Genomic DNA, 17,425 nt, shown 5'->3' with positions numbered 1-17,425 from the left:
TATCCGGCGGGCCACGTCGCGCGGGAGTGGTACCAGGGCCTTGGGAATCTCCAGCGCCACTGACCTGCCCCGGGGCCCCGGCGCTGTGGACTTCGTCCGACAGCGAGGAAGAGTTGATGCGCGTTGCCATTACAGCAACAATAGTTGCCGTTCTGAGCGCGGTGGTCACAGCCTGATGCTCGACCAAAGGCCGTCGACAACAATGAGGAGGCCACACCATGACCACCCACGAAGGCGTCGGATCCGCACTGAGCGCAGACGGCGACGGGCCGCTGGGCAACCGCGTCCACCACGTTCGAGCTGGCGAGCTGGATGGCCATGCCGCCATCAGTGGCGGCACAGTCGGCTCGAAGAAGCTCTGGATGGGCCTGGTGGAGAAGGCGCCGTTGAGTGCAACGGACAACCACCATCACGGCGAGTCTGAGGCGGGGATCTACGTGGTCAGCGGTCACCCCGTGTTCGTCTTCCACGACGGCGTACAGGAGGTACGGATCTCCGCCGATCCTGGCGACTTCCTGCTTGTCCCCCCGTTCGTCCCGCATCGCGAGGAGAATCCCGACCCGGACGAGCCCGTGGTCGTCGTGATCGCACGGACCACGCAAGAGCCGATCAAGGTCTCCGTGCCCGAGCTGTACCAAGTCAAGGAGACAGGCACGCGCCAGGAGGAAGGCGTGGACCGGTTGATCGATTGATCGGGCGAAGCACCCACGCCCCGTTCCAGAAACTCCGGTCGAACTCCTGCCGTGTGGATGATCGGCGCCGGCCCCACCGTCGCTCATGGAGGAGCCAGACGCAGCGACCCCGGAAGTGCGACTCGTGCGACCGGGGTCACGCGAGCTCCCCGCCGGAGACCGTACGGCCCCGGGCGGGCCGCCGTGCCCCCTTCCGCCTGGAGATCATTTACGGGCCAGCCCTTGAGGGAAGTGCTCAAGGCACGTCATCCCACCAGCCGTTCGCAACCCGAGCGAGTCATACGGCCCTCGGTCCGCGTCAGAGCTGGAAGCTCAAGGCAGAGCTGAGAGGTGATCCGCACAACCGGCTCGGACCGCGGACGGCGAACCGCCCAGCGACCACAGATGGACCGGCCCGCGCCAACTGGACGGTTTCGACGCCGATGCAGACCGAACTGCACACGGTCTTGCGCACTTTCCGCCCACACTGCTGGGCGCGAGCCAACCTCGTCTTATCAACAGGGCTCTCAGGCCCGGACATACTCAAAGGCTCGGCTCGCGCCCCCAGAACGTCGGCTCCCGCCGGCTCCGACAAGACGATCTACAAGCGGAGGAACGAAGGGGAGCGGACAATCAACGCCCTCAAGAACTTCCGAGCCGTGGCCACGAGGTTCGACAAACGCGCCTCCATCTTCCACGGCAGCGTCACCGTCGCCTCGATCCGACTCTGGCTCCGCACATGACCCGCCGGACAGAACACCTAGAGCATGCTGAGCGCCTGCATCGCATCGCGTTCGATGCGCGAGAGCTCGTGGAGGATGGAGCCGGCCTGCATGAGGTGCTTCGCGTCGCCGGGTTCGCCGGCTGCCGCGACGAGTGCGGCCACCTGTTTCCAGAGGGTTGCGGCTTCGCTGTACAGGGTGTGGCCGGTGCGCAGGTGACTGCTGTCGATCAGCTGGGCACACTCGGCGAGGAAGTCCCGGTAGAGATTGCGGAACAGGGCGCCGCCGGTGCCGGCCCTCTCCATGAGGACCGCGGTCCGTGGCAGGTCTTCCCGCGGATTGTCGCTGCGCCGCAGCCACTTCGGCACTTGCTTGGCGGTCTTCTCGATGCCCCTGTGGCCCAGGTTCGCGATGGGCGGATTCAGGAAGGCTTCGGCGCAGGTCCTGATCGCGGGGATGATCCGGTCCTGCGGTGGCGTCGGGCTGCTGGGCGCTGTGATGGTGAAGGAGCGGTGCTTGGCGGTCATGGGGCCGCGCTCCGCCCTGGCTCTGGCCAGTCCGGCGAGGCTGGTGGAGACGGCTCCGCCCTGCGGGTCGGTATCCACCAGGTAGGCGGCCTGTTCGTCGTAGCCGTACATGGCCACGACGTGCCCGCCGAAGTGCACCTTGGTGGTGAAGTAGTCCAGGTGGTAGCTGTCGAGTTGCAGGCCGACCGGCCGACCGGCGTCGATGGGTGCCGCCACGTTCTGCCATGCCTTGCGCGGGGAGGTGGTCTCCCCGATCAGCAGCTCAAGCCCGAGGGCGGCGGCCAGGTTCCTGGTGAGCTCGAACGGCTTGACCCGACCTCCCAGGAAGGGAAAACCCATGGCCTTGCTGTCCCAGTAGATGAAGGACAGCCCGGAGCCGAGCCCGAACAGCATGGGCTCGGACAAGTCGAGTCCCTCATGCCGCAGAAGCACGCCCAGCGCCGTCGTCTCGCAGTGCTGCATGCCGCGGACATCGATGTCTTTCACCATGGCCATGCCGCTCATTCTCCTCCCTCACCTGACGACGACCTTGAAGAGGGGCGTGCCGGACCACCGCGTCCCAGGCATGAACCGCCGGACAGGCCCGAGGTGTTGCAGGCCAGGACGTTGTTGACGCTGTCGGTCAAGCAGCCTATGGAAGTCTGCGGATCCGTGGTTTGTCGCGCTGGCGTCGGCACGTCTCACACGGCACGGCTGTCCGTGCTTGCCTCAGGCTGTTGGATCCCAGAGCCCCCCGGCCTCACCGCGGGCGAGGTGCTCGGCGTAGACGCCGACCTTCCAGGTGATGACGGAACGGCACTCTTCCAGCGCCTCGATCTGTGCGTCGACGCGCTGTCGATGGGTGTCGAGGAGCCGCAGGCGTTCCGCCTCGTTGCCAGGACCGCGCCGCACCAGTTCCGCGAACCGCTTGAGGTCGGCGAGTGGCATCCCGGATTCCCGGAGCTTGACGCAGATCAGCAGCCAGTCCACTTCGGAGGAGGTATACCGCCGTCGGCCGCCCGAAGTGCGATGGACCGGTCTGACCAGCAGACCCTCGCGCTCGTACAAGCGCAGTGCGTGCACGCTGAGTCCGGTCCGCTCGGCCACCTCACCGATGCTCAGTGGCTCCGCATGGGTCACATTGGTCGTCATGCCGCCCCAATCCAGAACTTGATCTAGACCTTGCTCTAGATCGTAGCGTCAGCGGTATGACCACTACTGACCAGCAACCGCTCGGCTCGCCCTTCTCCGCGTCCACCCTCGCCGAGGACGTCATGGCCGGCCTGGATCTTTCCGGCACGACCGCCGTGGTGACCGGGGGCTACTCCGGACTCGGCCTGGAGACCACCCGGAGCCTGGCCGCTGCCGGAGCCCACGTCATCGTTCCGGCACGCCGCCCCGACACCGCCCGCGCCGTTCTCCAGGACGTGAAGGGCTGCGAAGTCATCGCCATGGACCTGGCCGACCTCGCAAGCGTGCGCACCGCCGCCGCACAGATCAGCGACCGGCTCGACCGGCTCGACATTCTGATGGCCATCGCGGGCGTCATGGCCACCCCGGAACGGCGCATCGGGCCCGGCTGGGAAGGCCAGCTCGCCGCCAACCACTTCGGACACTTCACACTCGCCTGCGACCTCTACCCGCTCCTGGCCGCTGCCGACGGCGCACGCGTCATCGTCAACAGCTCGGCCGGACACACCCTCACCGACATCCGCTGGCACGACCCGCACTTCCGTACCGGCTACGACAAGTGGCTGGCCTACGGCCAGTCCAAGACCGCCAACTCCCTCTTCGCCGTGCACCTCGACACCCTCGGCCGCGATGACGGCGTCCAGGCGTTCGCCCTCCACCCCGGCAAGATCATCACCGGGCTCCAGCGGGAGATGAGTCTCCAGGAGCAGATCGACCGCGGATGGGTGGACAAGCACGGCAACGTGATCGGCGCCGACTTCAAGACCCCCTCCCAGGGCGCCGCCACTGGCCTGTGGGCAGCCACGTCGTCCCTCCTCGACGGCCGCGGCGGCCTCTACTTGGAGGACTGCGACGTCGCACGCGTCTCCGCCCCCGGGCAGCCGATGGACGACGGCGGTGTCCGCGCGTACGCCATCGCCCCCGACGCTGCCGCACGGCTCTGGGACCTGTCCCTCGCGGCGACCGGCGCCACCCCGATCACCCGATGAACCCGCGCTCCCCATACGCCGCGCTGTGCGCCGCCCCGGCACACGGCACGGTACGAGCAGCCGGCCTCGTCAACGCCGCCCCGGGCCGACCGGCCCGGCGATCCGCTACCGCCGCCGGCGGAGGGATCCAGTTGTGTCGCACGGTAACGCACCTTCTTACGGTGGAGGGTCGGCCGCGGCTCATTGAACGCTGCCGCACCCGCCCCATCTCACACGTGGCCGCCGAGATGTGAATCTCGCGAGCATGCGCCTCCAAATGCGGCAACAAATGGCGGAGTTACGGTGATCTCGGCCTGCTCGATCCCGCCTCGACCCCGCACTTCAACCCGCGTGCGACACCGGCGTGGACGATCGAGAAGGTCGAACCCTGGCGGCGGCAGGAGAAGTGGTATGCACAGGCGGAACACGCCCGAGCTCGACGAGTTCTGCGACACGGTTAACCGACGTACCGGACTCGGCACATGGGCACTCAGGCGGCCTTCCGGACCGCCCACCATCCCCCGGCCGTGGACGCGGTCGGCACGGACAACCCCGCACATCTACGAGAGCTGACCGCCTCCTTGAGCAGCGTGGTGGACGAGTAGCGCCAGCTGCTTTGGGGCTCATGTCACGAGGCGTGAAGCTCAGTGATGGGCCGCGCGGCTTCCTTCCGGGCGGGGGCCAGCCGGAGATCCTCCGGGTGCGCATGCGGCCCGGCGACCTTCGAGCAGAAGAACAGCGCCATCAGTCGGCCGGATCTGGACTCCAGGTCCGGCCGACGCTCGCGCCAGGCTCGTTCCGCCGGACCTGTTCCGCCACACCTGTTCCGCCGGAGCCGGAACGGCGAGGGGATTCCCCCACAACGTCGCGGCGTCCGAACCCCGCGGCGCCCCGCCCCAGTCCTCCCAGCCGATGATGCAGACGTCCGGGCCCGTTACGTTCGCCCATGTCATGCCCGCATGCGCTGCGAACCACTCGTCCACCCTGGTGTCGGGCACCTCGGGGAAGGTCTCCCGAATGGTCGCGGTCACCGGCTCCTGGGTGGCGGTCTGGATGTCCGGCGTTCCGACACGGGGAGTGCGCTGGCTGGCAAGGGCGTCCAGCGAGGCGTTCAGCGCCGCCCACCACGAATCCGGCAGCTCCGGGTCCCGGACCACGAGAGCGGCCTGTCCCACCGGCGAGGCCCGGACCAGTTCCATCTCGTCCGCCCGCCGCATCACCGGCTCCGCCGCATCACCGGCTCCGCCGGATCGCGCCAGGTAGACCCCGCCCGCCCTTGAGGCATGGCGACGTCATGCAGGATGGCAGCGGTCTCGGGGCCGTTCCACCCCTGTGCACCGATCCGGTCGAACCCGCGGCGGCTCGATGCGCGCCCATGTCCCTCGGCCGTCTGTCCCGAAGGACTCTGTAGACGCTCACCCTCGCAAACTGGGAAGGTCAGCACATGACATCGACCGGACGCACGGAGAGAGCCGCTCGCCTGGGCAGGCCGAGATCCACGACCCGATTACGCCGCCTGGTGGCCGCCCTGGCCGCCCTGCTCCTGGCCTGTGCGGGGCTGGTCGCAGGCAGCGGTACGGCGCAGGCCGCGGCCCCAGACAGCCACGTGGCGGCGACCTGGAACATGCAGGCCGGCCCGGACCGCTGGGCGGGCGCGTACAACCTGGCCCGCACCCACGACGTGGTGGCCCTGCAGGAGGTGCCGCAGGGGCAGCCCGCCGGCTCGTACTACCAGGGCATGGTCAACGGGGTTGAACACTACCTGTGGGTGCAGGGCGACAACGGGCCGCTGCGCCACCTGTACATCCTGCGCACCACCAGCCGCGATCTGGGCATGGTCACGTCGTGGCAGCCGGACAACGTCCTACCTGTCAACGGCGTCTACCGCCCCGCGCTCGGGGTGGTGAACCGCGCCGACGGCATCCTCTTCGCCTCCGTCCACGCGGCCTCCGGCGGCGGCAACGACGCCGGCGCCCTGCTGCGCCGGATCGCCCAAGCGGCCTTCTTCCAGGGCTTCTTGGACTGGGCCGCGCTCGGCGACTTCAACCGCTCACCGCAGGACCTGCCCGCGCTCAACCTGCCCTCGGGCTCGCGTATCTACAACGGCGGACAGGCCACCCAGCAGTCCAGCAACGAACTCGACTACATGGTCTCCGACGTCGACACCGACCGCTGGCAGGCGAGCGTACTGCCCAACTACGGCAGCGACCACTGGCCCATCCGCTTCGGCGCCCTCCAAGCATCCGCCGGACCCGCCGAGTTGACCATGCACGCGGACAACAGCGACCGCCTCCTGGACGTGTACCAGGGCGAGAGCACCAACGGCACCCACGTGATCCAGTACCACGACAACGGCGCCGACAACCAGCGCTGGTACCTGCGCTGGCTCGGAATACTCGGCGACACCGGCAAGCCGATGTACCGGATCGTCAGCAAGCAGACCGGCAAGTGTGTCGACGTCGCCAACGGCCAGGGCTCCCACGCCGGCGACCACCTCAACATCTGGGACTGCCACCCTCTCGTCGGCGGCCCCGGCGGCCCGCGCCGCGACACCCAGAACTTCACCCTGGAACACCCCAACCCGACGTTCCCGAACCTGACCGTCCTGCGCGACAACTCGACCGGCCTGTACGCGAACATCAACCGCAACGCGACCGGCGACGGCGCCTGGGCCATCCAGTGGCCGTACCAACTGGGCCCCAACTGGCCCAACCCTGCGGCCAACGAAATCTTCTACCTGCACCCGAGGGAGTAGGCGCGCACACGGGGAAGCAGTCGTGGACAGCCACTACGCAGAGGCGGAGGCGCGGTTCCCCGTCCAACAGCACGGGGAACCGGGGCTTCACGCCGTCCACCATGGCCTTCGGCCGGGACACCGCGACGGCGTGGGCGGCTCGGACGGCTCGGACGGCTTCGGTGACGGTCGCCCCCGGTGCGCACCCCCGCCCCGCGGAGCCTGGCCGCGTATGCCTCGCCCTCGTCCCGCAGCACGTCGGCCTCGGCGGTGGCCTCGCGCCGCCGCTGGGTCTCCGGCAGGTAGTCGTCCCAGAACCGGCGCATGTGGTCGCGGTGCAGGAAGTACCCGGTCGCGAACCGGCGGTAGGACGGGGTGTCGAAGTCCACGTCGGTCACCGGGCACAGCAGCACCTGGTGGAGCAGCCGTACGTCGCCGCGCTGCCGGGCCAGCAGCGTCAGCGCCGCCACGAGGTTGGCCCCCGCGGAGTCGCCGACGGCGGCCGTCCGCCGCCCCTCCAGTCCGATCTCGTGGCCGTTCGCCTGGATCCACCGGGCCACGGCGTAGCACTGCTCGACGGCCACCGGGTAGCGCGCCGCGGGCGCCCGGGCGTAGTCCACGTACACCACGGCGGCGTCGGTGCCCAGCGCGAACTCCCGAACCAGCCGACCGTAGGAGGCCGCGTCGCCGAGCGACCAGCCCAGACCTGGCAGGAACAGCACCACGGGGCTCGGCTCGGTGGCGCCGACGGGTCTGGTCACCTGGACACGCACCCGCCCGGTCGGTCCGCAGGGCAGGACGAGCCACTCCGCCGTGGTGCCGTAGGGGTCGTCCGGGTCGTCGGCCGGCCTGCCGTTCGGAACGCCGTCGGACGTGAGGAAAGAGAGGTCCGGCAGTTCCGTCGCGGACCGGCCGACTCGGATGTCCAGGAAGTCCTGGAGCACCCGGTCGAGTACCGGTCGCCGGTCCGGCAGGGGGGTGGTGTCGGACAACGCGTCGCTCCTGGCTTCGGTCGGTGCGCACTGCGGCGCCGTGTGCGCCCTGGCCGGAACCGGTGTGCACTGGACGGACATCGTGCGGGCCTCCCAGCGGTACGGCCGTCTCGCGCGACCGCACTGCCCGGGTGACGGCCGGGGTGGCCCGACCGTGCACGGCTTCCGTCCGTAGGCGGGCGGTTGGACGGCTCGTCAGCCGGCATCGTCGTTCCGGAGCGCGCGCCACTCGCGCGGCGAGACGCCGTACGCGGCACGGAAGATCCGGCTGAAGTGCGCCGGATTGACGAAGCCCCACCGCTGGGCGACGGCCGACACCGTCGGTGCGGTGCGGCCGCGCCGGGCCAGCTCGCGGGCGCACGCCTCCAGGCGGCGCTGCTGGACGAGCCGGCTCACCGTCACTCCCTCGCCCTCGAAGAGCCGGTGCAGGTACCGCACGGAGATGTGGTGGGCATGCGCGATCCTCTCGGGCGACAGCTCCGGATCGCCCAGGTGGCGGTCGATGTACGCCCGCACCCTGCGGACCAGATGGGCGTTCGGGGTGTCCGGCTCCTCCGCGGCCCTGGCAAGGGCCAGTTGGGCGACGAGTGCGCTGAGCAGGTCGGCGACGCTGCCGGCCAGCCGGTCGCCGACCGGGGCGGGGTAGGAGTGCGCGGAGGCGGCGAGGATGCCGAGGAACGGCAGGAGCACCGGTCCGCACCCCTCGGCAGGGCCGACGGCCGTCGCCGACGCCTGCCGCAGGTCGCGCTCCGGCACTCCCACCAGCCGGCGCGGCAGGTGGAACAGGTGGGTGCGGAAGCGCTCCGGGTAGTCGACGACGTACGGGCGCGCCGTGTCGTACAGGACGAGCGCGCCCGGCCGCACCTCCGCGCGGCGCCCGTCCTGCTCCAGGACCGCCCGGCCCGACACCTGCACGCCGACCCCGACCTGCGGCTCGCTCCGTGGGGCCCGCGCGATCAGCGCCTCCGTACGCGAGAGCCGGGCGGCGTCCGCCTCCAGCGTGGAGATCCGCACGTACCCGAGCCGGTGGGACACCAGGAGCCCGTCGAACGGCCGTCCGGGGAGCGGGAGCACCTCCACCGGCTCCAGCGACCGCGACACCGCCCCGCTCCAGAACGCCGCCTTGTCGTCGTCCGCGACCGTCGCGGTCGTCACCCGCAAACCCATCCGACCGCCCTTCCTCCGAAGTCCTGCGCGGTCTCAGCCTGGACCGCGGGCGCGGCGGCCCGTTAGGTCATCTGACTGCCGCGTTCGGGGCGGTGCGCCGCGGTACCCGGCCGGTGCCTGCGAAGGACCGGTCGGCCGGGTGTTCCGGCCGGTCAGCCGTTGTCGAGGGCGTAGGCGAGCGCGGCCCGCGAGGTGATGCCGAGCTTCGGGAAGATCTTGTAGAGGTGGGCCGCGACGGTGCGGGGCGACAACTGGAGCTGCCGGCCGATCTCCTTGTTGGTCAGACCGGTCGCGGCCAGCTGGGCGATGCGCAGCTCCTGGCCGGTGAGGCCGGACGGCTCCGCGGCCGGCCCGCCCGGCGGCAGGGCCACACAGTGGCCTGAGGCCCTCAGCTCCTCCTCGCACCGGTGGGCCCAGGGGGCGGCCTGGAGGCGGCGGAACACGTGGTGGGCCACGCGCAACACCTCGCGGGCTCCCGGCCGGTGGCGTCGGCGCAGCCACGAACCGTGGGCGAGCCGCAGCCGGGCGAGGTCGAAAGCCCACCGCTCGGCGTCGGCACGGCGTACGCGGCACGGTAGACGGCGTCGGCTTCGTCGTCCTCGGCGGCCACGGCGGTGGCGGCCGCGAACAGGAAGGTGTGGCGGCCGGAGATCTCCGCGGAGCGTGCCGTCCGTCCCGCCGCGAGGTGCGCCCGCGCGTCCTCGTGCCGGCCGGTGTGCACGGCGGCCGTCACCAGGTCGAAGACCAGTGCGTGGTGCCAGGGCAGGCCGCTGGACAACCGCCCGGGCGGGGTGATCTCGCAGAAGTGCGCGTACGCCTCCTCGTAGCGCCGGTGGGCGAGCGCGGCCAGGCCGCGCAGGTGGGTCAGACGGTCGAGGACGTACCGCATACGGGCGCGCGTGGCGGTCGGCCTGATGGCCTGCTCGACCTCCTGGAGTCCGGCCTCATCGCCCCGGCCGGCCAGGAAGTGGGCGTAGGACTGGCGGAACATCAGGGCGTTGCAGTGATAGCCGAGCTCGTCCGCGATCTCGGCTTCGCGCAGGCAGACGGGTGCCTGGTCCCAGTGTCCGAGCAGGAAGTCCTGGTGGCACTTGGCCTTCGCGACCGAGCCCTGGGTGGCATAGCCGTGCAGCCCGGTGAAGCGCTGCCACAGGTCACCCTCGGGACAGTCGAGCGCGGAGGCGGTCCACAGCAGGAGCCAGGCCGCACCGGCCTCCTGCTCCTCGGTCATGTTCCCGGCCACCGCGCGCAGGGTGGCGGCCACGTCCGGGCCCGGTTCGGTCCAGGCCCGCAGGCACAGCCGACCCGCCTCGGAGACGTTCTCCCGGTGCCGTTCCAGGGCTCGCCATGCCCAGGGGTCGTCCGTGTAGGTGGCGGCCAGCAGCAGTTTGAAGTAGACCTGTTCGGCCAGCCCGCCGAAGTCGTCGGCGCCCGGTGCCGTCAGCGTGTCGAGGGCTGCGGGCAGCAGTGCGGCGGAGGACTCGAAGTCGACGTGGTGACTCTGGTCGGCGTAGACCACCGCGTACGCGAACAGCGGGGCGACATCCTGCGCCGCCGTGGGTCGTCCGGCGCGAGGGCTTCGGCGAGTGCGCGATGGGTCTCTCGGCGCGCGGTGTCGGAGGCCGCGGAGACCACGGCGGTGCGGACCAAGGGGTGACGGAACACCAGCTGTCCGGTCGCGTCGAGCCGGGCCAAACCGTCCGCCTCGATCCGTTCCAAGGTCTCACTGATGTCCTCGTCGGCGACGGCACGCAGCCACACGCCGCTGCTGAACTCCGGTCCGGTGGCCAGTGCGCCCAGCAGGAGGAGACGGCCGATCTCCGGTGTCACCGCTCCCAGCCGTTCGGCGAACATCCGCTCCAGTTTCCGCCCCAGGGGCAGCCGTTCCAGCAGCGGAGCGGTCCCCCGTTGCTGGGCGGCCGCCAGCTGGCGCGGCAACTCCACCAGCGCCAGGGGGTTGCCGGCCGCCTCCGTCAGGACCCGGTCCCTGGCGGGCGCCGCCAGTTCGGGGTAGCAGGTGCCCAGCAGCAGGGCCGCGTCCGCCCGGGGCAGGGCCCGCACATCGACGGTTTCGGCCGACCACGTCTGAGTGGCCGGGCCATCCGCGCGGGTGGCACCGACGATCACCAACGGCAGCTCGGCACACCGCCGGTGGAGGAAGGCGAATACGGCCGCGCTCGACGAATCGATCCAGTGCAGGTCGTCCACGAGCAGCAGCACGGGGGCGGTCCGCACCGCCTCGTCCAGCAGCACCAGGGTGGCGGCGCCGACGGCGAACCCGCTCGGGGTGCCGGACCGGACGCCGAGCGCGCTCTCCAGGGCGTCCCGCTGGTGGGCGGACAGGGCGACGGACCGCTGGAGCAACGACCAGAATGCCTGGTGGAGGGCCCCGAACGAGAGGTCCGTCTCCGCCTCCACGCCGACCGCGCGCAGCACGGTGAATCCGCGGTCGCGCGCCACGCACTCCGCCCAGGCCAGCAGCATGCTCTTGCCTACGCCCGCCTCACCGCGCAGCAGCACCGTGGACCCGCTCGCACCGTCCTCGGCCTGCACCAGGGCCGCGGTCAGCAGCTCCGTCTCCCGCTGCCGTCCGACCAGGACCGGAACCCGTCTGTCTTCCACCACTCTCGCCCCCGGGTCGCCCGGTCTGCTCAATCCCAACCGACCAGGATCACCGCCCGCCAGGTCCACCCCGCGCGACGGTGGAAGCGCCGGCCGATGCGCAGCACGGCCGGGAGCCGGAGCGGGGCGATCCGGGCCGACGCCTCCTCACGACCGGACCGGGGCCGTTACCTCTCACCGGGTGCCGCCCGCCATGTCGTGGATTCGTTGGCGTCCGACCAAGGCGCCCACCGTGCCGAGCAGGCCCGCCACCGGCCAGGGACGCCGGCCTCCGACCCGGAGGCCGGTGTCCCGCGCCGCCGAGGCGCACCAGCGCCTGGTCGCCGGTGCCGTGCGCGGGCGCCTCGTGCTGGATTTCGCGAATCCGCAGTGGTGATCCCCCAACGTCACCCGAACCGCGCCTGCGCCGAGGAGGACGTACCTGCACGTCAAGGACATGAGGCCGGACCCGCCGTCGGCTTCCTCCGCATCGAGGACGGCACCCTGACGTGCCCGGGCCGTCGTCCACGGTCAGGTTGACGGTCCGCGCCGGACCGCCATCCTGGTCCACAGGCAACCGTCCCCGGTCGCTCGCCCTTCCGCACCGACTTCACGTGCCTGACGGCACGCCAGTGCGTCAGCACTGTCCCCTTTATGAGTGATCATCGTGATTTGATATGCAAGATCGGAAGTACTGCTGTCGGCCGGGAGACGGCGGCGGACCAGCCCTGCGCCGCGTTCGACGGAAACGACGTTCAGGCGTGTCGGGAACGGCAGGAGTTGATGATCATGGTTGAGCAGGCGGACATCGGCGTGACCGGGCTCGCGGTGATGGGCCGCAACCTGGCCCGTAATTTCGCACGCCACGGGCACACCGTCGCGCTCCACAACCGCACCGAGGCCCGCACTCAAGCGCTGATGGACGAATTCGGCGACGAGGGGAACTTCGTGCCCACCACGTCGGCGGAGTCGTTCGTCGCCTCTCTGACACGGCCGCGACGGCTGGTGGTGATGGTCAAGGCGGGGGCGCCCACGGATGCGGTCATCGACGAGTTCGCGCCGCTGCTCGAACCGGGCGACATGATCGTGGACGGGGGTAACGCGCACTTCGCCGACACCCGACGGCGTGAGGCCGCACTGCGGGAGCGAGGGCTGCACTTCGTCGGTACCGGCGTGTCCGGCGGCGAAGAGGGCGCGCTCCATGGCCCGAGCATCATGCCCGGTGGCTCGACCGAGGCGTACGCATCGCTCGGCCCCCTGCTGGAGGACATCTCCGCCAAGGTCGACGACGAGCCGTGCTGCACGCACATCGGGCCCGACGGTGCCGGCCACTTCGTGAAGATGGTGCACAACGGCATCGAGTACGCCGACATGCAGCTCATCGCCGAGGCGTACGACCTGCTGCGTCGGGCGCTGGGCATGGGTCCGGCCCGCATCGCCGAAGTCTTCCGGACCTGGAACCAGGGCCGCCTGGAGTCGTACCTCATCGAGATCACCGCCGAGGTCCTGGGGCACACCGACGCCGCCACCGGCAAGCCGTTCCTCGACGTGGTACTCGACCAGGCAGAGCAGAAGGGGACGGGCCGCTGGACCGTGCAGACGGCACTGGACCTGGGCGTACCGGTGAGTGGGATCGCCGAGGCCGTCTTCGCCCGCTCACTGTCCGGCCACGCCGACCTCCGCGACGCCTCGCAGGGGCTGCCGGGCCCGGCCGGCCGGAGCCTCGGCGGGTCGGCAGCCGAGTCCTTCGCCGACGACGTGGAGGAGGCCCTCTACGCGTCGAAGATCGTCGCCTACGCACAGGGCGTGCACCAGATCCAGGCCGGCAGCCAGGAGTACGGGTGGGGCATCGCCCCGGGAGCCGTGGCGAAGATCTGGCGCGGCGGCTGCATCATCCGGGCCCGCTTCCTGAACCGGATCACCGAGACCTACAGCGGCATGGACCAGCCGGTGACGCTGCTGACCGCACCCTACTTCCGGGAGGCGCTGGAGGCGGCGCAGGACGCATGGCGGCGGGTGGTGTCCTCGGCGGCCCAACTGGGCCTTCCCGCCCCCGGATTCTCGGCGGCGCTGGCCTACTACGACGCCCTGCGTTCAGCGCGGTTGCCGGCGGCGCTCATCCAGGGCCAACGGGACTTCTTCGGCGCACACACCTATCGACGCACCGACCGTGACGGGGCCTTCCACACCCTCTGGGGCGGCGACCGCACCGAGCACTCCGCCTGACCGACTCGACCAGGCACCCGAGCCGACGGAGCGGCGGGCACCCGCGGCACCGCTTCAGCGGACACGGGGTCAACAGAGCACGCGACGTGGCGCTGATCGCGGGTGGGGCGGCCGCCCTGCATCAGTTGCCTGGCCGATGGTCACTTCGGTCGGCGTAGTCCTGCGATGAGGAGTCCGACCAGTCGATGTGCGTCGTAGCGGAGATCGCTGTCCGCGCCGATGCAGAGGTTCCCGACGCCACGCATGAGCTCGTAGGCATCGATGTCGGAGCGGATCTCGCCGGCGACGGCTGTGGCTTCGAGCAGTTGGGTGCACACCGGCACGAGGCTGTCGAGGAAGTAGGCGTGCAGCGTGTCGAAGCCGGCGTTGTCGGACTGCAACGCGGCGGCGAGTCCGTGTTTGGCGACCAGGAAGTCGACGAACTGGTTGATCCGCTTCCCCAGTGCGGCGTGCGGAGTCGGACTGGTCTCCAGCAGGGCCGGACCGGACTCGGCGCACGCGTCGACCTGGTGCCGGTAGACCGCGATGATGAGATCCGCTCGGGTCGGGAAGTGGCGGTAGATCGTGGCCGTCCCGACGCCGGCCTCAGCCGCGATGTCGCGTACCGGCGCCTCCACGCCCGACCTGACGAAGACCGCGGCGGCCGCGTCGAGCAGGGTCTCCTTGTTGCGCCGGGCGTCCGCCCGTTTGGGCGCGACCACGTGTCCCGCGCCCTGGTCGCTGTCGTTCACCGCGCCGTTCCCTCCACTACCGCGATTGCTAAACGGGACACTGTTCCGCCCTCGCGCTCGGCGCGATGAACTTCGGCAAGATCGGGCGCACCACCCAGGACGAGGCCACCGCCATCGTCGACGCCGCCCTTGAGGCCGGGATCAACGTCATCGACACCGCGGACATGTACAGCGGCGGCGAGTCGGAGGAGATCGTCGGCAAGGCCATCGCGGGCCGCCGCGACGACGTCGTGCTGGCGACGAAGGCGGGCATGCCGATGGGCGACAAGCGCAACCATCAGGGCAGTTCGCGCCGCTGGCTGGTCACCGAGCTGGACAACAGCCTGCGCCGCCTCGGCGTCGACCACATCGATCTCTACCAGATCCACCGCTGGGACCCGAGCACCGGCGACAAGGAGACGTTGTCAGCGTTGACCGACCTGCAACGCGCGGGAAAGATCCGCTACTTCGGCTCCTCGACCTTCCCGGCCCACCGCATCGTGCAAGCCCAATGGGCCGCCCGGGACGGCCACTTGAGCCGTTACGTCACCGAACAGCCCATTTACTCGATCCTGCAACGCGGGATCGAGACCCACGTACTGCCCGTGACCGGGCAGTACGGGCTCGGTGTGCTGGTGTGGAGCCCGTTGGCTTCGGGCTGGCTGTCGGGCGCGATACGCGAGAGCCGTGAAATCACCACCAGCCGCTCGACGTTCATGCCGGAACGCTTCGACACCGCCATCCCCTCCAACCGCGCCCGACTCGACGCCGTCGAGCAGCTGGCCGAAGTCGGCGATGAGGCCGGCCTGACCATGATCCAGCTCGCGCTCGGATTCGTCACCGCGCACCCTGCCGTGACCAGCGCGCTCATCGGCCCTCGCACGCTGGACCACCTGCGCTCGCAACTCGCCGCCGCCGACACAGTGCTCTCCGCCGACGTGCTCGACGCCATCGTCGCCCCCGGTGTCGACCTGGCCGCACACGAGAAGTTCGACACCCCGCCCGCGCTGCTCGACCCATCACTGCGGCGCCGCTGACCGTCCGAGAGACAGTCTCCCCATACTCTCCGCCCTCCGTTCCCGAGTCCGCGGGAATCGCACGTGCCCGACGAGAAGCTGTTCATCCTCCGGCTCGCCGGCGCCCGCCGAAGGGGACGTGCTGCAACTCATCGCGGGTGAACGCCACACCTCCATTGCGATCGACCGAGCGAATCAAGTTCCGCACCCTTCCGGAAACACGTGCCGCTCGAACCTCGGCAGCGCGCCCCAGCGACGCAGCCGGCGCTACTGCACCGAGATCGGCCGCGACCCCGCCTCGGTCACCCGCTCGATCCACCTGCCCGTCTCCTACGACCAGCCCAGCGCCACGCGCGAAGCGATCGGCGACGCGATCGACGCAGGGTTCCGGCACATCGTCCTCGGACTGGCGGCGCCCTACCCCGTCGACGTCGCACGGTGGGTCGCCGATGAGCTCATCGGCACGTCGGCCCAGGGGCGACCGTGCCATCGCCGCAACGTACGACGGAGGCATCTCATCTTTACCCCCGGCACCCCCGACAGCGGGAAAGCGGCCGCCCCCAAGGCCCGGTGCGTGGCTGTCGCAGGGGGCCGTGGTGCACTTGCGCCGCGACGCGGCGTTGGGGCCGGGAGAAGCAGGTCAGTCGATGTGCGCGGGCAGGGGTGGAATGCGCAGGTGTGCGAGGTCATCCGGGGGTGGGCTGGTGTGGGGCCACATGGGGGCGATGTCGGCGTCGGCGGTCGCGGGGGCATCGGTCAGGCGCATGCGCTCACGCAGCCTGCCGTAGAAGTCGGTTGGCCCGAGCCGCACCACGCGCAGGCGCTGCGGAGCCGCGTAGACACCGATCCAGTCCCCTGGATCCAGGACGCCGCGCAACTGACCGTCGACGCTCACCGCCGCGCGGCCGGAATGTCCCAGGACGCGTAGGGCGACGGCTTCGTCGGGTGCGGCAACTACCGAGCGGTTGAAGGCCATGTGCGGAGCGACGGGGGTGAAGACGATGGCGTCGGCTTGGGGGGAGATGACGGGGCCGCCGGCGGCGAAGCTGTAGGCGGTGGATCCGGTGGGTGTGGCCACCAGGACGGCGTCGGCGGAGTAGGAGGCGAGCAGTCGGCCCGCGAGGTACACGCCGAGGGAGACCTGCCGGTCGCGTGCCAGTTTCTCCAGGACGATGTCGTTGAGAGCTGTCACGTTCAGGGCCACCCCCCAGTCCCGCGCGACCGCACACTCGGGGCGCACCGGCGGAGGCGGTAGCGCGGGGCCCCGGCCGTAGCGCAGGAGGGCCTCCATACCCTCGGGGAGTTGTAGCGGGCAGGACGCCCGCATCGTCAGCATCAGGCGGGTCTCGATGTTCACTTGGCCGCGATGGATGGTGTCCAGTGCGCACTCGACATCGTCGACCGGGACCTCGGTCAGAAAGCCGAGGGTGCCCAGGTCGACACCGAGGACGAGCGCGTCGTTCTGTGCGGCCAGGCGGGCCCCGCGCAGGAAGGTGCCGTCTCCTCCGAGTGTGACGATCAGATCGGGGCTGCCGGCAGCACCGACCTCTTCCCGCGCATCTCGCCGTAGTTCGTCCTGACTCCACACGTCGATGGCGACGCAGCCGACATCCTGGCGTTCACACCACCGTCGGACGACATCGGCGGCCGCCACGGCGCCGGGACGGCCCCCGTGGACGACGACGCCCACCCGTTGCACGCTCACACAGCGTCCTTTCCATCCGGGCGCTCGGTTCGCTCGCACCTTCCCGAATATCAGCGCCCCGAAGGCCGATAGCTCGCATATGAGGAGGATTGCATTCTCGGGGCATCTTAGCGGGCACCCCTGGTCTCCATGGGGGCGGCAGCTCACGCCAAGCGGCGTAATTTGCCATGTGAAAGCAGCCCACCGATGGCTGCACGCGCCTTGCTTCCGACCTGC

The 17,425-nt window shown here is 70.4% G+C and carries 15 protein-coding genes and 4 pseudogenes; 9 read left to right on the top strand and 10 right to left on the bottom strand.

The window, feature by feature from the left end:
* Positions 1 to 218 precede the first annotated feature (218 nt).
* Both AB0C96_RS32345 and AB0C96_RS32340 read left to right on the top strand, forming a co-directional pair.
* Complete coding sequence (locus AB0C96_RS32345) at positions 219 to 692, top strand: cupin domain-containing protein (RefSeq protein ID WP_362922373.1); 474 nt, start codon at positions 219 to 221, stop codon at positions 690 to 692.
* Positions 693 to 1,261: 569 nt separating this feature from the next.
* Positions 1,262 to 1,414 (top strand): annotated as a pseudogene (locus tag AB0C96_RS32340) (IS5/IS1182 family transposase); the annotation flags it as partial.
* A gap of 17 nt (positions 1,415 to 1,431) precedes the next feature.
* Here the strand turns inward: AB0C96_RS32340 and AB0C96_RS32335 are convergent.
* Together AB0C96_RS32335 and AB0C96_RS32330 are read right to left on the bottom strand one after the other, a co-directional pair.
* The gene (locus AB0C96_RS32335; RefSeq protein WP_362922371.1) at positions 1,432 to 2,415 is read right to left on the bottom strand and encodes a BtrH N-terminal domain-containing protein; all 984 of its coding nucleotides are present in this window, start codon (positions 2,413 to 2,415) and stop codon (positions 1,432 to 1,434) included.
* Positions 2,416 to 2,628: 213 nt separating this feature from the next.
* Positions 2,629 to 3,051: a MerR family transcriptional regulator gene (locus AB0C96_RS32330; RefSeq protein WP_362922369.1), complete on the bottom strand. Its 423-nt coding sequence runs from the start codon at positions 3,049 to 3,051 to the stop codon at positions 2,629 to 2,631.
* 56 nt (positions 3,052 to 3,107) lie between these two features.
* Between AB0C96_RS32330 and AB0C96_RS32325 the strand changes: the two genes are divergently transcribed.
* The 3 genes and pseudogenes from AB0C96_RS32325 (at position 3,108) to AB0C96_RS32315 (ending at position 4,663) form a co-directional block, all read left to right on the top strand.
* Complete coding sequence (locus AB0C96_RS32325) at positions 3,108 to 4,079, top strand: SDR family NAD(P)-dependent oxidoreductase (RefSeq protein ID WP_362922367.1); 972 nt, start codon at positions 3,108 to 3,110, stop codon at positions 4,077 to 4,079.
* Between the two features lie 131 nt (positions 4,080 to 4,210).
* Positions 4,211 to 4,468 (top strand): annotated as a pseudogene (locus AB0C96_RS32320) (leucine zipper domain-containing protein); the annotation flags it as partial.
* 72 nt (positions 4,469 to 4,540) lie between these two features.
* Positions 4,541 to 4,663 carry a hypothetical protein gene (locus AB0C96_RS32315; RefSeq protein WP_362922365.1) on the top strand — a complete coding sequence of 41 codons (123 nt, stop codon included), beginning with the start codon at positions 4,541 to 4,543 and terminating at the stop codon, positions 4,661 to 4,663.
* A gap of 39 nt (positions 4,664 to 4,702) precedes the next feature.
* Here AB0C96_RS32315 and AB0C96_RS32310 read toward each other — a convergent pair whose 3' ends face one another.
* Positions 4,703 to 5,275: a hypothetical protein gene (locus AB0C96_RS32310; protein ID WP_362922363.1), complete on the bottom strand. Its 573-nt coding sequence runs from the start codon at positions 5,273 to 5,275 to the stop codon at positions 4,703 to 4,705.
* Between the two features lie 227 nt (positions 5,276 to 5,502).
* Here AB0C96_RS32310 and AB0C96_RS32305 point away from each other — a divergent pair, with 227 nt between their 5' ends.
* Positions 5,503 to 6,813 carry an RICIN domain-containing protein gene (locus AB0C96_RS32305; RefSeq protein ID WP_362922361.1) on the top strand — a complete coding sequence of 437 codons (1,311 nt, stop codon included), beginning with the start codon at positions 5,503 to 5,505 and terminating at the stop codon, positions 6,811 to 6,813.
* Here the strand turns inward: AB0C96_RS32305 and AB0C96_RS32300 are convergent.
* The 5 genes from AB0C96_RS32300 to AB0C96_RS32280 all read right to left on the bottom strand — a co-directional run bounded on the left by AB0C96_RS32300 (position 6,792) and on the right by AB0C96_RS32280 (position 11,573).
* Positions 6,792 to 7,784 (bottom strand): alpha/beta hydrolase, encoded by a 993-nt coding sequence (locus tag AB0C96_RS32300; protein ID WP_362922359.1) that lies wholly within the window; start codon positions 7,782 to 7,784, stop codon positions 6,792 to 6,794. The two genes, AB0C96_RS32305 and AB0C96_RS32300, sit on opposite strands and share 22 nt — an antisense overlap.
* Positions 7,785 to 7,979: 195 nt before the next feature.
* Positions 7,980 to 8,939, bottom strand: a complete 960-nt coding sequence (locus tag AB0C96_RS32295; protein WP_362922357.1) for a helix-turn-helix domain-containing protein — start codon at positions 8,937 to 8,939, stop codon at positions 7,980 to 7,982.
* 164 nt (positions 8,940 to 9,103) lie between these two features.
* Positions 9,104 to 9,322: a helix-turn-helix transcriptional regulator gene (locus tag AB0C96_RS32290; protein WP_362922355.1), complete on the bottom strand. Its 219-nt coding sequence runs from the start codon at positions 9,320 to 9,322 to the stop codon at positions 9,104 to 9,106.
* A gap of 17 nt (positions 9,323 to 9,339) precedes the next feature.
* On the bottom strand, positions 9,340 to 10,470 hold the full coding sequence (locus AB0C96_RS32285; protein ID WP_362922353.1) for a hypothetical protein: 1,131 nt from the start codon (positions 10,468 to 10,470) through the stop codon (positions 9,340 to 9,342).
* Positions 10,392 to 11,573 (bottom strand): BREX system ATP-binding domain-containing protein, encoded by a 1,182-nt coding sequence (locus tag AB0C96_RS32280; RefSeq protein WP_362922351.1) that lies wholly within the window; start codon positions 11,571 to 11,573, stop codon positions 10,392 to 10,394. Before AB0C96_RS32280 ends, AB0C96_RS32285 begins: the two co-directional genes overlap by 79 nt.
* A 768-nt stretch (positions 11,574 to 12,341) precedes the next feature.
* On the opposite strand from AB0C96_RS32280, the gene gndA reads away from it, so the two are divergent.
* Positions 12,342 to 13,778, top strand: coding sequence for an NADP-dependent phosphogluconate dehydrogenase (gndA, locus tag AB0C96_RS32275; RefSeq protein WP_362922349.1), 1,437 nt, complete (start codon positions 12,342 to 12,344; stop codon positions 13,776 to 13,778).
* A gap of 140 nt (positions 13,779 to 13,918) precedes the next feature.
* Here gndA and AB0C96_RS32270 read toward each other — a convergent pair whose 3' ends face one another.
* Positions 13,919 to 14,509: a helix-turn-helix domain-containing protein gene (locus tag AB0C96_RS32270; protein ID WP_362922347.1), complete on the bottom strand. Its 591-nt coding sequence runs from the start codon at positions 14,507 to 14,509 to the stop codon at positions 13,919 to 13,921.
* A 50-nt stretch (positions 14,510 to 14,559) separates the two neighbouring features.
* Between AB0C96_RS32270 and AB0C96_RS32265 the strand changes: the two are divergent.
* Positions 14,560 to 15,525, top strand: a pseudogene (locus AB0C96_RS32265) (aldo/keto reductase); the annotation flags it as partial.
* 244 nt (positions 15,526 to 15,769) lie between these two features.
* Positions 15,770 to 15,976: pseudogene (locus tag AB0C96_RS32260) on the top strand (LLM class flavin-dependent oxidoreductase); the annotation flags it as partial.
* A gap of 168 nt (positions 15,977 to 16,144) precedes the next feature.
* On the opposite strand, the gene AB0C96_RS32255 reads toward AB0C96_RS32260, so the two are convergent.
* Complete coding sequence (locus tag AB0C96_RS32255; RefSeq protein WP_362922345.1) at positions 16,145 to 17,209, bottom strand: NAD(+)/NADH kinase; 1,065 nt, start codon at positions 17,207 to 17,209, stop codon at positions 16,145 to 16,147.
* Positions 17,210 to 17,425 lie beyond the last annotated feature (216 nt).

Origin of the sequence: Streptomyces sp. NPDC048506, assembly GCF_040651315.1 — a bacterium.
Lineage (GTDB): Bacteria > Actinomycetota > Actinomycetes > Streptomycetales > Streptomycetaceae > Streptomyces.
The sequence above is the reverse complement of the archived record's forward strand: the minus strand, read 5'-3'. Positions and strand labels throughout refer to the sequence as shown.